Here is a 13,355-nt window from a genome sequence, read left to right as displayed (position 1 = left end):
TCGATGACCAACTGACCCGGAAGCGCTGATGCTTCTGCCAGCGCTACGCCGATCCGCGGATCAGGTCACTTCGCCATCAATCCGCGAACAGCAGCACCGGCGTTTCGAGATAGGTCTTGAGCGCCTGCACATAGCTCGCCGCGTCCCAGCCATCGACGACGCGATGGTCGCAGCTGATCGACAGGTTCATCAGCTTGGCACGCACGATGTCGTCGCCCCGGAACACGGGGCGCTCGACGATCTTGTTCGGGCCGATGATTGCCACCTCCGGCCGGTTGATGACCGGGGTCGTGGCGATGCCGCCAAGCGGCCCGAGCGAGGTGACCGTGATCGTCCCCCCGCCCAGTTCCTGCGGCGTCAGCTTGCTGGCGCGCGCCGCGCCCGCCAGCCGCGCGATCTCGGTCGCGAGTTGCCAGACGTTCCGGTCCTGCGCGTCGCGGATCACCGGCACGGTCAGCCCGGCATCGGTCTGCGTCGCCATCCCGACATGCACGCGCCCTGCGCGCGTCACCACGCCCGCCTCGTCGTCGTAACGCGCGTTGAGCATCGGGAAGTCGGGCAAGGTCCGGCACATCGCGACGATCAGCAGCGGCAGCAGCGTCAGCTTGGGCCGCTCGCCGCGATGCGCGTTGAGGTCGGCGCGCATCGCCTCCAGCGCGGTGACGTCGATCTCGTCGACATAGGTGAAGTGCGGGATGTGGCGCTTCGCCGCCGCCATATTCTCGGCGATGCGGCGCCGCATCCCGATCACGCGCACCTGCTCGTCGTCGCGGGCGCGCGCTGCGTGCGGGGCGTGATAGCCTTGCCCGGCATTGTAGCGGAGATAGGCATCAAGGTCGGTGTGGCGAATGCGCTCGCCCTCGGGGACGCGAATCGCGGCGAGGTCGACGTTGAGGTCCTTCGCGCGGGCACGAACCGCGGGGGACGCGAGGACAACTCCCCTCCCTGGAAGGGGCCGCCGCCCCCGCCGCCCGACACGCCGATGACGCCGCCGCCGGTGGTGTCGCCGCCGCCGATCGTGCGCAATCCGAATCCGCCGCCCGTGACGGTCGCGACGGTGCCGACCCCGCCGCCGGTCTACGTGGCCACGCCGACGGTCGCTCCGCCCGCTCCGCCAGCGCCGCCGGCCCCGCCGGCGCCGCCTGCGGTTAGCAAGGCTGCCGGTCTGAAGGGTAACCCCGGCCAGTTCTTCGGTGCCGACAATTACCCGCCCTCGGCCATCCGCGCCGAAGAGCAGGGACGTGTCGTCGCGAAGCTGACGGTGGGCACCGACGGACGGGTCACCGATTGCGTGGTCACCACGTCGAGCAACTCCTCGGCGCTCGACCAGGCGACCTGCCGTATCGCCAAGAGCCGCGTGCGGTTCTCGCCGGCACAGGATGCGACCGGGAACCCGATCGTCTCCAGCTATACGCTGCCGGTGCGATGGGTGCTGCCAACCAATTGATCCGCGTGACCCTGGCCGCGCGGACCAAAATCGCCGGCCGACAACATATCTGGCTTAAGGAAGACACCGAATGATCATCAACATCCTCGCCGCGGGTGGGACCGCGGCAGCCGAGAACCAGTTCGGCCTGCAGCAGGCGCTGAAGGAAGGCGGCATCATCTCGCAGTCGGTTTTCACCATCCTGGTGGTGATGTCGGTTGTGTCCTTCTACATCCTCTTCTCGAAGCTCTTCGAGCAGCAGAAGATCATCAACCAGGCGAAGCGCGTTCGCTCGCAGTTCTGGAACAGCACGTCGCTGCGCGAAGGCTCGGCGAAGCTGGAGAAGAACTCGGCCTACAAGCAGCTGGTTGACGACGGCCTGGCCGCGCAGGAGCAGCATTCGAAGCTGACCGATCCGATCGAGGCGCATGACTGGCTCCACGGGTCGCTGGCGCGTTCGGAAGCCGCGATCAACTCGAAGCTCGGCGGTGGTCTGGCGTTCCTGGCGACCGTCGGCGCGACCTCGCCGTTCATCGGTCTGTTCGGTACCGTCGTCGGCATCTACCGCGCGCTGATCAAGATCGGTGCGTCGGGCGATCCGTCGATCGACAAGGTCGCGGGTCCGGTCGGTGAGGCGCTCATCATGACCGCACTCGGCCTCGTCGTCGCGGTTCCGGCGGTGCTGGCGTACAACTGGCTGCAGCGCCGCAACAAGTCGATCTCGGAAGACCTGTCGGCCTTCTCGAACGACGTGCTGGGCTTCCTGGCATCGAACGGCGCGGTTCGTCCGTCGATCGGCGCGACGACCACCACCGCCAAGGCACCGGTCAAGCCGACCACGGCGACCACGACCGCCGGCCAGACCGGTGGCGTGCAGACCCGCCCGTAAGGCACTGGGTCAAGCGGGGCCGTCGCGTTCGGCGGCCCCGACGATCACCGGCCGCCGCGCCGGTCCGCATCACGCGGGATGTCGCGGCGGAACGAGAGAATAGGATAGCCTGATGGCGATGAGCGTTGGCGGTGACTCCGCTGAAAAACCGATGTCGGACATCAACACGACGCCCCTCGTGGACGTCATGCTGGTGCTCCTCATCATCTTCCTGATCGCGGTGCCGGTCGCCATCCAGACGGTGAAGGGCATCAAGCTGCCCAGCGTCGTCTTCGATCCCACCACGACCAAGCCCGAGAACGTCTCGCTCTCGGTCGCCGGCGCTGGCGGCACGTGCCAGGTGTACTGGGGGACCACTCCGGTGACCCACCAGGAACTGCTGGACCGTGCCGTTGCCAAGCTGAAGACCGAGATCGATCGTCAGGGCGGCCCCGGCAACCCCGACCTCGAGCTTCCCGAAGCACACGTCCGTGCGGACATCAACACGCCGTGGCGGTGTGTCGCGGGGACGATCTACAACATGCAGATGGCCGGCTTCGCCAAGGTCGGGTTCATTTCGCAGCCCAAGGGCGGCGGCGCCTGAGCGAGGAGAAGCTGACATGGCAATGAGTGCAGGCCGCGATGACGGCGAGCCGATGATGGAGATGAACACGACGCCGTTGATCGACGTCATGCTCGTGCTCCTCATCATGTTCATCATCACCCTTCCGGTTCCGACGCATGCGGTGAAGGTCGACCTGCCGGTCAACGATCCGAAAGCGCAGAAGCCGCCCGTCGACCCGATCAAGAACAAGATCGCGATCGACGCCGCGGGCGGGATCACCTGGAACGGCACCCCGGTCAATTCGACGGTGCTGCGTCAATACCTTGACCAGTCGGCGGCGATGAGCCCCGAGCCGGAACTGCAGTTCCAGCCCGATCCGGCGACCAAGTACGACGTGGTCGACCAGACGCTGGCCGACATCAAGCGTTCGAACGTCACGAAGCTCGGCTTCGTCGGCAACGAGCAATATTACAAGGATTTCTGATCGCCTCAGCGATTGGCCTTGATGAATGACGACGGGCGGTCCTGCTGGGCCGCCCGTTTTTCGTTGCGCTGCTGCTCGCTTGACACCGCCAATCATGCTTGCCCATTTGTCAAATAAGTGACATCTTGATGTCATAAAAACGTAACGCGACTAGTAGTCGCGTTGGCAGCACAGGAGGGCGAAATGAACCGCAAGCTGATGATCCCGGCGATCGCGCTCGTCGCGCTGACCATGACTCCGGCCATCGCGAAGGATCGGGTCGGTTACCAAGCGATCGCCGCCGGCAGCCTCGGCAAGGCCGAACAGACGATCGCCGCCGAGCGCGCGATCTTCCCGGATCGCCCTGAGCTGATGCTCAATCTGGCTGCGGTATACGCTCGCACCGGACGTGAGACACAGGCGCGCGCGCTCTACGGCGACGTGCTCGATCGCGAACCGGTGGCGATGGATCTGGCGGATGGCAGCGTGCGAACCTCGCACGAATTGGCCCGCGCCGGGATGGCGCGCCTCACCACCACGATGGCCACGCGCTAAGCAATCGGCGTGCCTTGCATGTCACAGGTGTGATCGGCTGGGTACTGTTCGTAGGTCAGTGGCGCTGGCTTGCCAGCGACATTCCGACCTTTTACCGCGGTCCGCCGCGTGCCTGGCGATCTGGTCGATGCTCGGCTCGTATGTCGGCTTTGGTCACAACCGTGGCAGGGTCACCCCGCGCTGGCCCATATATTTGCCGGCCCGATCCGCGTAGCTCGTCTCGCACGGTTCGTTGCCGGACAGGAACAGGAACTGGCAAGCGCCTTCATTGGCGTAGATCTTGGCAGGCAACGGTGTCGTATTCGAGAATTCGAGCGTCACATGCCCCTCCCAGCCGGGTTCAAGCGGCGTGACGTTGACGATGATCCCGCAGCGCGCATAGGTCGACTTGCCGAGGCAGATCACCAGAACGTCACGTGGCACCCGGAAGTACTCGACCGTCCGCGCCAGCGCGAAGCTGTTCGGCGGGATGATGCAGACGTCGGTCTTGCGGTCGACGAAGCTGTTGGCCGCAAAATCCTTCGGGTCGACCAACGCGTTGTCGACGTTGGTGAAAATCTTGAACTCGTCGGCGACGCGCGCATCATAGCCATAGCTCGATAGCCCGTAGCTGATGCAACCATCACGACGCTGCGATTCGACGAACGGCTCGATCATCCCGTCGGCGAGCGCGCGCTCGCGGATCCAGCGGTCGGACATGACGGACATAGAGCGAATCCCCTCGGCTGGATGCGCTTTCGCGGCTGAAGGCCTGCGGCGCAAGGCGGATCGTCGTCCCGCTATCTGCACCCGCGGCCGGGCGCTATCATCAATCGTGATGCTTCGCCTGCTCATGCCGCTTGCGTACCGCCTGCGCCGTCGCACCATGTCGCTGCTCGGCTTGCGGACGCGCGGCGTGAAGCTGCTGGTCACCGATCGGGCCGGCCGGGTGTTGCTGGTTCGGCATCGCTACGGCCGCACCGAGCTGCACATGCTGCCGGGTGGCGGGATTGCACGCGGCGAGGCGCCGGTCGAGGCAGCGGCACGCGAATTGCGGGAGGAGACCGGCTGCATCGCGCGCGAGCTGGCGCTGCTCGCGCGGCATGAGTCCCGCACCGAGGGGCGTCGCGACACCGTCTTTCTGTTCGCCGCGCGGAGTGACGAGGTGCCGGTGCCGGATGGCCGCGAACTGGAAGAGGCCGCCTTTCATCCGCTCGACGATCTTCCAGATACCCTGTCACCGGCCACGCGGCGCCGGATCGACGAATGGCAGGGTCACCGCGAGCGCAGCCCCGACTGGTAGCTGCTTGCGATTCATTCTCACTCCCCATGGCCTTGCCCCTCCGGAGGCGGGGGTCTAGAGCGTGCCGGTTCCGTTCGCACCTGCGAGAGAGGCGAGAGAGACATAGTGGTCGATCTGTCGCAATACCTACCGATCCTCCTGTTCCTGGGGGTGGCGCTCGCTCTGTCGAGCGCGTTCGTTTTTCTTCCGATGGCGGTCGCCAAGCTGACCGGCGTGGCCGAACCCACGCCCGAAAAGCTGGCTGAATATGAATGCGGTTTCCCCGCGTTCGAGGACAGCCGTTCGCAGTTCGACGTGCGCTTTTATCTGGTCGCCATCCTGTTCATCATCTTCGATCTCGAAGCGGCGTTCCTATATCCTTGGGCGGTCAGCGTTTTCTCGCTCGGCTGGACCGCATGGTTCTCGATGATGATCTTTATCGCCGAACTCGCGCTCGGCCTTGTCTACGCGTGGAAGAAGGGAGCGCTGGAGTGGGAGTAGAAGCACACTCCGGGCCGGTCGGGCTCGTCAACAATCCGGAGCCGGGTCAGGGCGTGATCGCGCCCGATCAGGGCTTTTTCGATGGCCTGAACGGCGAGCTGAACGACAAGGGTTTCCTGGTCACCTCGACCGAGGACCTGTTCCAATGGGCGCGCACCGGCTCGCTGTGGTGGATGACGTTTGGGCTCGCGTGCTGCGCGGTCGAGATGATCCACGTCAACATGCCGCGCTACGACATGGAGCGGTTCGGTGCCGCACCGCGTGCGTCGCCGCGCCAGTCGGACGTGATGATCGTCGCGGGCACGCTCTGCAACAAGATGGCGCCGGCACTTCGCAAGGTCTATGACCAGATGTCGGAGCCGAAGTACGTCATCTCGATGGGGTCATGTGCCAACGGCGGCGGCTATTATCACTATAGCTACAGCGTTGTGCGCGGCTGCGATCGCGTGGTGCCCGTCGACATCTATGTTCCCGGCTGCCCGCCGACCGCCGAGGCGTTGTTGTATGGTGTGATGCAGTTGCAGCGGAAGATCCGCCGCGCCGGGAGTATCGAACGGTGAGGGCGCCGGCTCCTGCCTGGGCGGCGCAGCTCAACGATGCGACGATCGACGCGGCGCGTGCAGCGATCGGTGGTGCGTTGATCGACGCGGTCGAGATCGCGGGTGAGGTGCAGTTGCACGTCACGCGTGACGGCCTCGTTGCCGCGCTGATCGCGCTGCGCGACACGCCGGGGCTCGAATACCAGCAATTGATGGAAATCGCGGGCGTCGACTATCCCGAGCGCCCAGAGCGTTTTGAGGTTGTTTATTGCTTGCTGTCGCTGACGCGCAATCATCGGCTGCACGTCCACGTCGGCGCGACCGAAGACACGCCGGTGCCGTCGGTGACTGATATCTGGCCGGTCGCGGGCTGGCTGGAGCGCGAGATCTACGACATGTACGGTGTGCTGTTCTCGGGCAACCGTGACCTGCGCCGTATCCTGACTGATTATGGCTTCCGCGGGCATCCCTTCCGTAAGGACTTCCCTCTGACGGGGTTCGTCGAGCTGCGCTATTCCGAGGAGCAGAAGCGCGTAGTCTATGAGCCGGTGAAGCTGGCGCAGGACTTCCGCACGTTCGATTTCGAGAGCCCGTGGGAAGGCGCGCAATATGTGCTGCCGGGCGACGAGAAGGCGAAGCTGCCCGAGGCCAAGGGCGCGCCGACTCCAGTGACCGCGACCGAGGCGCAGAAAGCCGGCGCCGCACAGACGCCGAAGCAGGACGCACCGGCGCCGAGCCAGCCGTACGCCAAGAAGGACACGACGAGCACCGCCGAGACCGGCGCGGGCCGGTCCGAAAGCGATGCCGTGCCGAAGCCGGTCGACCCCGATGTCGTGCCGTCGAAGGGCGGAGGGCAGAACCAATGACCGACACGTACGTCCAGAAGGAGCAGGCGGTCGATCGCGAGGTCGATCCCGCGATCGAGAAGATCCTGCACGCCACCGACGCCGCGCACCCGACCGAGGGCGACGTGGCGATCCAGAATTACACGATCAATTTCGGCCCGCAGCATCCCGCGGCGCACGGCGTGCTGCGGCTCGTCATGGAGCTGAACGGCGAAATCATCGAGCGGATCGATCCGCACGTCGGGTTGCTGCATCGCGGCACCGAAAAGCTGATCGAATACAAGACCTACGCGCAGGCGATCCCGTATTTCGACCGGCTCGATTATTGCTCGCCCGCGTGCATGGAGCACACCTTTGTGCTCGCGATCGAGAAGCTGCTCGATCTCGAAGTACCGATCCGCGCGCAATATCTGCGGGTGTTCTTCGCCGAGTTGACGCGCATCTCGAACCACATGCTCAATCTCGGGTCGCACGTCATGGACGTCGGCGCGATGACGCCGAACCTGTGGATGTTCGAGATTCGCGAGGATTGCTACGGCTTCCTCGAGCGCGCGACCGGCGCGCGGATGCACCATAATTATTTCCGCCCCGGCGGCGTCCATCAGGACGTACCGCTCAAGCTGCTGACCGACATCGCCGACTGGCTCGACACACGGCTCCCGCGCCTGTTCGAGGATGCGATCAGCCTTGTCGCCGACAACCGCATCTTCAAGCAGCGCAACGTCGATATCGCGACGGTGAGCCGCGAGGATGCGATCAAATGGGGCTTCTCCGGCCCGATGATTCGCGCGGCGGGGATCCCGTGGGATCTTCGCAAGTCGCAGCCGTACGATGTTTATGCGAAGATGGACTTCGACGTGCCGGTCGGCACGCGCGGCGATTGCTACGACCGCTTCATGGTGCGCGTCGAGGAGGTTCGCCAGTCGGCGCGGATCATGAAGCAGTGCCTCGCCGAAATGCCGGAGGGGCCGATCGCCTCGCTCGACCGCAAGGTGGTGCCGCCGAAGCGCGCCGAGATGAAGCGCTCGATGGAAGCGCTGATCCACCACTTCAAGCTGTACACCGAAGGCTATCATGTCCCGGCGGGCGAAGTGTATGTCGCGACCGAAAGCCCGAAGGGTGAGTTCGGCGTGTATCTGGTGAGCGACGGCAGCAACAAGCCGTATCGCTGCAAGATACGCCCGACCGCTTTCTCGCACCTGCAGGCGATGGATTTCATGAGCCGCGGGCACATGCTGGCGGACACCACCGCCATTCTGGGCGCGATGGATATTGTTTTTGGCGAATGTGACCGCTGATGGCTGACGCACCTATCATCCCCGACGAGGCCGAGGTCCGCGCGCGCTGGGGCGCGTTCCAGTGGAACGGCGAGAGCAAGGCGAAGCGTGACGCGATCCTGTCGCGTTATCCCGCCGGGCGCGAGCAATCGGCGTCGATCCCGCTGCTCGATCTGGCGCAGCGCCAGGTCGGGGCTGAGACGCAGACACAGGGGTGGCTACCGGTCCCCGTGATCGAGTTCGTCGCGCGCGAGATTGGCGTGCCCTATATGCGCGTGTACGAGGTCGCGACTTTCTACACGATGTTCAACCTCGCACCGGTCGGGCGCTTCCACGTGCAGGTGTGCGGCACGACGCCCTGCATGTTGCGCGGGTCGGACGACGTCTTGGCGGCGTGCAAGAACAAGGGCCTCATCAAGGGCAAGACCACGCCCGATGGCCTGTTCACGCTGACCGAGGTCGAGTGCATGGGTAATTGCTCGTCGGCGCCGATGGTGCAGATCAACGACGACAATTTCGAGGACCTCGACTACGATCGCACGATCGCGATCATCGAGACGCTGGCGAACGGCGGCGCGCCCAAGCCGGGCACGCAGGAGCCGGGCCGCCACACGGTCGAGCCGAAGGGCGGACCGACCTCGCTGACCGCGATGGTGACCGAGAACCATGATTATCGCGACGAATGGACCGTCGCGACACAGGGAGCGGACGCATGAGCCTGCTCGACAAGGACCGGATCTTCACCAACCTTTACGGCTATCAGTCGTGGCGGCTGGATGCGGCGATGGCGCGCGGCGACTGGGACAATACCAAGGCGCTGCTGGAGCTTGGTCAGGACAAGATCATCGACGTCGTCAAGGCGTCGGGGTTGCGCGGGCGTGGCGGGGCCGGCTTCCCGACCGGCACCAAATGGTCGTTCATGCCCAAGGAGCCGAAGCCGGACCGGCCGAACTTCCTCGTCATCAACGCCGACGAATCCGAGCCGGGGTCGTGCAAGGACCGCGAGATCATCCGCCACGATCCGCACAAGCTGATCGAGGGTGCGCTGGTCGCGGGCTTCGCGATGCGCGCGCGCGCGGCATATATCTACATTCGCGGCGAATATATCCGCGAGGCCGAGGTGCTGTTCGCAGCGGTTGCCGAGGCATACGACAAGGGACTCGTCGGCAAGAACGCCTGCGGCTCGGGCTATGACTTCGACGTCTTCGTCCACCGCGGCGCGGGCGCGTACATTTGCGGCGAAGAAACCGCGATGCTCGAAAGCCTCGAAGGCAAGAAGGGCCAGCCGCGTCTCAAGCCGCCGTTCCCGGCCGGCGCGGGTCTGTATGGTTGCCCGACGACCGTCAACAATGTCGAGTCGATTGCGGTCGCGCCGACGATCCTGCGGCGCGGGGCGGCGTGGTTCTCCAGCTTCGGCGCGGAGAACAACAAGGGCACCAAGCTCTTTCAGATCTCGGGCCATGTGAACACGCCGTGCGTCGTCGAAGAGGCGATGAGCATCCCGTTCCGCGAACTGATCGAGAAGCATTGCGGCGGGATCCGTGGCGGCTGGGACAATCTGCTCGCGGTGATCCCGGGCGGGTCGTCGGTGCCGTTGGTGCCGGCGAAGGACATCATGGACGCGCCGATGGACTTCGACGGCCTCAAGGCGGTCGGTTCGGGGCTCGGTACCGCGGCGGTGATCGTCATGGACAAGTCGACCGACGTGGTCCGGGCGATCGCGCGGCTGTCGTACTTCTACAAGCACGAGAGCTGCGGCCAGTGCACGCCGTGCCGGGAGGGCACCGGCTGGATGTGGCGCGTGATGGAACGGCTGCGTACCGGCGACGCCGAGCTGGGCGAGATCGACATGCTCCAGCAGGTGACCAAGCAGGTCGAGGGCCATTCGATCTGCGCGCTGGGTGACGCGGCGGCGTGGCCGATCCAGGGGCTCATCAAGCATTTCCGCCCCGAGCTGGAACGCCGCATCAACGAGCGTGGCGGCAACGTCGCCCCGATGCAGGAAGCTGCTGAATAATGCCCAAGGTCAAAGTCGACGGAGTCGAGATCGAGGTGCCGCAGGGCGCCACCGTGCTGCAGGCGTGCGAGCTTTCCGGCAAGGAGATCCCGCGCTTCTGCTACCACGAACGGCTGTCGATCGCCGGCAATTGCCGGATGTGTCTGGTCGAGGTGAAGCCGGGGCCGCCCAAGCCGCAGGCGAGCTGCGCGCTGCCGGCCGCGGAAAATCAGGAGATCTTCACCAACACGCCGATGGTGAAGCATGCCCGCGAAGGCATCATGGAGTTTCTGCTCATCAACCACCCGCTCGATTGCCCGATCTGCGATCAGGGCGGCGAGTGCGATCTGCAGGATCAGTCGATCGCCTATGGCCGCGGCCATTCGCGCTTCGACGAGAACAAGCGCGCGGTCACCGAGAAATATATGGGGCCGATCGTCAAGACGGTCATGACCCGCTGCATCCAGTGCACGCGCTGCATCCGCTTTGCCGAGGAAGTCGCGGGCGTTGAGGAAATCGGCGCGATCTATCGCGGCGAGAACATGCAGATTACCTCCTATCTGGAGGAAGCGGTCACGTCCGAACTATCGGGCAACGTCGTCGACCTGTGTCCGGTAGGTGCGCTGACCAGCAAGCCCTACGCGTTCGAGGCGCGCCCGTGGGAGCTGCGCAAGACGCTGACGATCGACGTTATGGACGCGGTCGGCACCAACATTCGTCTCGACAGCCGTGGCCGGCAGGTGCTGCGCGCGGTTCCGCGCGTCAACGACGATGTCAACGAGGAGTGGGCGAGCGACAAGACCCGCCATGCGGTCGACGGGCTGGTGCGCAAGCGGCTCGACCGGCCGTATGTGCGCCGCGACGGCAAGCTGCACGCGGTGACGTGGGACGAGGCGTTCGCGGCGATCGCGGCGATCGATCACGGTGGCTCGGTCGCGGCGGTCGCGGGCGATCTGGTCGATTGCGAGACGATGTTCGCGGCCAAGGCGCTGCTCAAGGGGCTCGGCTCGTCGCTGCTCGAAGGGAGGCAGACGGGCATGGACTATGATACGTCCAGCCTCGCCGCGGTGAACTTTAACACCACGATCGCGGGCACCGAAGAGGCGGATGCGATCCTGCTGGTCGGCACCAACCTGCGCTGGGAGGCGCCGCTGGTGAACACGCGCATCCGCAAGGCGATCAAGAAGGGCGCGAAGGTCTTTGCGATCGGGCCGGAGACCGAGCTGACCTACAAGGTCGAGTGGCTGGGCGCGGACCTGTCGGTGCTCGGCAAGCTGCCGGAGCGCGTGACCGAGGCGTTCGGCAAGGCGAGCAAGCCGATGGTGATCGTCGGGGGTGCGGCTCTCAAGGGCGCGCATGGTGCGGCGCTCGGGCTGGTCGAAACGCTGGGGCTGGTCAAGGATGGCTGGAACGGCTTCAACGTCGTCCACATGGCGGCGTCGCGGATGGGCGGGCTGATGCTCGGCTATGCGCAAAAGGCCGGTATTTCCTCACTGTATGACGCGAAGCTGACCTTCTTCCTCGGGGCCGACGAGTGCGACCATGCGCGCTTCACCGGCTTCAAGGTCTATGTCGGTCACCATGGCGATCGCGGCGCGCATCATGCCGACGTGATCCTGCCGGGGGCGAGCTATGCCGAAAAGTCGGGGACGTTCGTCAACCTCGAAGGCCGCGTCCAGCGTGGCGAGCGCGCGGTGTTCCCGCCGGGTGACGCGCGCGAGGACTGGACGATCTTCCGCGCGTTGAGCGAGCGCATCGGCCAGACGCTGCCGTTCGACACGCTCGATGAGCTGCGCGCGGCGATGGCGCTCGACTGTCCGGAGCTGGCAACGCCGGGGCTCAAGACGTTCGCGTGGCACGCGCCCGCGCTCGGCACGACTGCGGAGGGCGTGCTCGAGGGTTATCCGATCAAGGACTTCTATCTCACCAACGCTATTTGCCGGGCGTCACCGACGATGCAGCGCTGCTCGGCGGAGCTGGTGCATGGCGAAAGCTTCGCGGAGGCGGCGGAGTGACCGACTTCTTCAATCATACGATCGGCCTTCCTTATGGCTGGGCGTGGTTCCTTGCGACGATCGTCGGGATCCTGGCGATCGCCTTGCCGCTGATGCTGTCGGTGGCGATGATCATCTATGCCGACCGCAAGATCTGGGCGGCGATGGCGTTGCGCCGCGGGCCGAACGTGGTCGGCCCGTTCGGGCTGTTGCAGTCGTTCGCGGACGGGCTGAAGGTCTTCCTTCAGGAGACGATCGTTCCGTCGGCGGCGAACCGCGGGCTGTTCCTGCTCGCGCCGATCATCACCTTCACGGTCGCGCTGATCGTCTGGGCGGTGGTGCCGTTCCAGCCGGGCGTGGTGCTCGCGAACATCAACGTCGGGCTGCTCTACGTGCTCGCGGCATCGTCGCTGGGCGTGTACGGGATCATCCTTGCCGGCTGGTCGTCGAACTCCAAATATCCGTTCTTCTCGGCGATCCGCGCCGCGGCGCAGATGGTCAGCTATGAAGTCGCGATCGGCTTCGTGCTGATCTCGGTGGTGATGTGGGCCGGGTCGTTCAACCTGACGACGATCGTCGAGGCGCAGAAGGGGCTGTACGGCTTCATCAACGGCTTCGGGTTCAATCCCCTGCTGTTCCCGATGAGCGTCGTGTTCCTGATCTCGTCGCTCGCGGAGACGCAGCGCGCGCCGTTCGATCTGACGGAGGCGGAGAGCGAGCTGGTCGCGGGGTATCAAACCGAATATTCGTCGATGGCGTTCGCGCTCTACTGGCTCGGTGAATATGCCAACGTGTTGCTGATGTGCACGCTGAATGCGACGCTGTTCTGGGGTGGCTATCTGCCGCCGTTCGACTGGGCGCCGCTGTATGTCGTGCCGGGGATCATCTGGCTGTTTGCCAAGATCCTGTTCTTCTTCTTCGTCTTCTCGTGGATCAAGGCGACGGTGCCGCGCTACCGGTACGACCAGCTGATGCGGCTGGGCTGGAAGGTGTTCCTGCCGCTGTCGCTGTTCTGGGTATTCCTGGTGTCGGGCGTGCTGATGTTCATGCGCGTGGGAGTGTAAG

15 protein-coding genes and 1 pseudogene are annotated in these 13,355 nt (G+C 65.0%); 14 read left to right on the top strand and 2 right to left on the bottom strand.

Annotated elements, in window-relative coordinates; genetic code table 11:
* Positions 1-76: 76 nt before the first annotated feature.
* Positions 77-946, bottom strand: a pseudogene (locus BACI71_RS11390) (dihydrolipoamide acetyltransferase family protein); the annotation flags it as partial.
* Here BACI71_RS11390 and BACI71_RS11385 point away from each other — a divergent pair.
* From BACI71_RS11385 to BACI71_RS11365, 5 genes are all read left to right on the top strand, one after another.
* A complete protein-coding gene (locus tag BACI71_RS11385) occupies positions 830-1,447 on the top strand; it encodes an energy transducer TonB (RefSeq protein ID WP_443018506.1) in 618 nt (205 codons plus the stop codon). The pseudogene BACI71_RS11390 and the gene BACI71_RS11385 overlap by 117 nt on opposite strands.
* A 70-nt stretch (positions 1,448-1,517) precedes the next feature.
* Entirely contained in the window at positions 1,518-2,315 is a 798-nt protein-coding gene (locus BACI71_RS11380; protein WP_159758692.1) for a MotA/TolQ/ExbB proton channel family protein, read from the top strand.
* A 112-nt stretch (positions 2,316-2,427) separates the two neighbouring features.
* Positions 2,428-2,898 (top strand): ExbD/TolR family protein, encoded by a 471-nt coding sequence (locus BACI71_RS11375; RefSeq protein ID WP_159758690.1) that lies wholly within the window; start codon positions 2,428-2,430, stop codon positions 2,896-2,898.
* Between the two features lie 16 nt (positions 2,899-2,914).
* Entirely contained in the window at positions 2,915-3,343 is a 429-nt protein-coding gene (locus BACI71_RS11370) for an ExbD/TolR family protein (protein WP_201297360.1), read from the top strand.
* Between the two features lie 183 nt (positions 3,344-3,526).
* Positions 3,527-3,877 (top strand): tetratricopeptide repeat protein, encoded by a 351-nt coding sequence (locus BACI71_RS11365; RefSeq protein ID WP_236552960.1) that lies wholly within the window; start codon positions 3,527-3,529, stop codon positions 3,875-3,877.
* Positions 3,878-4,030: 153 nt separating this feature from the next.
* On the opposite strand, the gene dcd is transcribed toward BACI71_RS11365, so the two are convergent.
* The gene (dcd, locus tag BACI71_RS11360; protein ID WP_159758688.1) at positions 4,031-4,585 is read right to left on the bottom strand and encodes a dCTP deaminase; all 555 of its coding nucleotides are present in this window, start codon (positions 4,583-4,585) and stop codon (positions 4,031-4,033) included.
* A 109-nt stretch (positions 4,586-4,694) separates the two neighbouring features.
* Between dcd and BACI71_RS11355 the strand changes: the two genes are divergently transcribed.
* From BACI71_RS11355 to nuoH, 9 genes are all read left to right on the top strand, one after another.
* Complete coding sequence (locus tag BACI71_RS11355) at positions 4,695-5,159, top strand: NUDIX domain-containing protein (RefSeq protein ID WP_159758686.1); 465 nt, start codon at positions 4,695-4,697, stop codon at positions 5,157-5,159.
* 105 nt (positions 5,160-5,264) lie between these two features.
* A complete protein-coding gene (gene ndhC / locus BACI71_RS11350) occupies positions 5,265-5,639 on the top strand; it encodes an NADH-quinone oxidoreductase subunit A (protein WP_159758684.1) in 375 nt (124 codons plus the stop codon).
* Complete coding sequence (locus BACI71_RS11345) at positions 5,630-6,199, top strand: NuoB/complex I 20 kDa subunit family protein (protein ID WP_443018466.1); 570 nt, start codon at positions 5,630-5,632, stop codon at positions 6,197-6,199. The genes ndhC and BACI71_RS11345 overlap by 10 nt, the downstream gene beginning before the upstream one ends.
* Positions 6,196-7,044 carry an NADH-quinone oxidoreductase subunit C gene (locus BACI71_RS11340; RefSeq protein WP_159758682.1) on the top strand — a complete coding sequence of 283 codons (849 nt, stop codon included), beginning with the start codon at positions 6,196-6,198 and terminating at the stop codon, positions 7,042-7,044. The genes BACI71_RS11345 and BACI71_RS11340 overlap by 4 nt, the downstream gene beginning before the upstream one ends.
* A complete protein-coding gene (locus tag BACI71_RS11335; RefSeq protein WP_159758680.1) occupies positions 7,041-8,321 on the top strand; it encodes an NADH-quinone oxidoreductase subunit D in 1,281 nt (426 codons plus the stop codon). The genes BACI71_RS11340 and BACI71_RS11335 overlap by 4 nt, the downstream gene beginning before the upstream one ends.
* On the top strand, positions 8,321-9,016 hold the full coding sequence (locus BACI71_RS11330; protein WP_159758678.1) for a complex I 24 kDa subunit family protein: 696 nt from the start codon (positions 8,321-8,323) through the stop codon (positions 9,014-9,016). The genes BACI71_RS11335 and BACI71_RS11330 overlap by 1 nt, the downstream gene beginning before the upstream one ends.
* The gene (gene nuoF, locus BACI71_RS11325; RefSeq protein WP_159758676.1) at positions 9,013-10,317 is read left to right on the top strand and encodes an NADH-quinone oxidoreductase subunit NuoF; all 1,305 of its coding nucleotides are present in this window, start codon (positions 9,013-9,015) and stop codon (positions 10,315-10,317) included. Before BACI71_RS11330 ends, nuoF begins: the two co-directional genes overlap by 4 nt.
* A complete protein-coding gene (gene nuoG, locus BACI71_RS11320) occupies positions 10,317-12,311 on the top strand; it encodes an NADH-quinone oxidoreductase subunit NuoG (RefSeq protein WP_159758674.1) in 1,995 nt (664 codons plus the stop codon). The genes nuoF and nuoG overlap by 1 nt, the downstream gene beginning before the upstream one ends.
* A complete protein-coding gene (nuoH, locus tag BACI71_RS11315) occupies positions 12,308-13,354 on the top strand; it encodes an NADH-quinone oxidoreductase subunit NuoH (protein ID WP_159758672.1) in 1,047 nt (348 codons plus the stop codon). Before nuoG ends, nuoH begins: the two co-directional genes overlap by 4 nt.
* Position 13,355 lies beyond the last annotated feature (1 nt).

The organism is Sphingomonas sp. 8AM (assembly GCF_902506455.1).
Classification (GTDB): Bacteria; Pseudomonadota; Alphaproteobacteria; order Sphingomonadales; family Sphingomonadaceae; genus Sphingomonas.
Note: the sequence above shows the minus strand (reverse complement) of the source record. Positions and strands in the feature narration are given on the sequence as shown.

Bases quoted from the DNA above. Each gene is read 5' to 3' on its own strand.
- BACI71_RS11380 (WP_159758692.1), top strand. From the start codon at position 1,518: ATGATCATCAACATCCTCGCCGCGGGTGGGACCGCGGCAGCCGAGAAC.
- BACI71_RS11375 (WP_159758690.1), top strand. From the start codon at position 2,428: ATGGCGATGAGCGTTGGCGGTGACTCCGCTGAAAAACCGATGTCGGAC.
- BACI71_RS11370 (WP_201297360.1), top strand. From the start codon at position 2,915: ATGGCAATGAGTGCAGGCCGCGATGACGGCGAGCCGATGATGGAGATG.
- BACI71_RS11365 (WP_236552960.1), top strand. From the start codon at position 3,527: ATGAACCGCAAGCTGATGATCCCGGCGATCGCGCTCGTCGCGCTGACC.
- dcd (WP_159758688.1), bottom strand. From the start codon at position 4,585: ATGTCCGTCATGTCCGACCGCTGGATCCGCGAGCGCGCGCTCGCCGAC.
- BACI71_RS11355 (WP_159758686.1), top strand. From the start codon at position 4,695: ATGCTTCGCCTGCTCATGCCGCTTGCGTACCGCCTGCGCCGTCGCACC.
- BACI71_RS11335 (WP_159758680.1), top strand. From the start codon at position 7,041: ATGACCGACACGTACGTCCAGAAGGAGCAGGCGGTCGATCGCGAGGTC.
- BACI71_RS11330 (WP_159758678.1), top strand. From the start codon at position 8,321: ATGGCTGACGCACCTATCATCCCCGACGAGGCCGAGGTCCGCGCGCGC.
- nuoF (WP_159758676.1), top strand. From the start codon at position 9,013: ATGAGCCTGCTCGACAAGGACCGGATCTTCACCAACCTTTACGGCTAT.
- nuoG (WP_159758674.1), top strand. From the start codon at position 10,317: ATGCCCAAGGTCAAAGTCGACGGAGTCGAGATCGAGGTGCCGCAGGGC.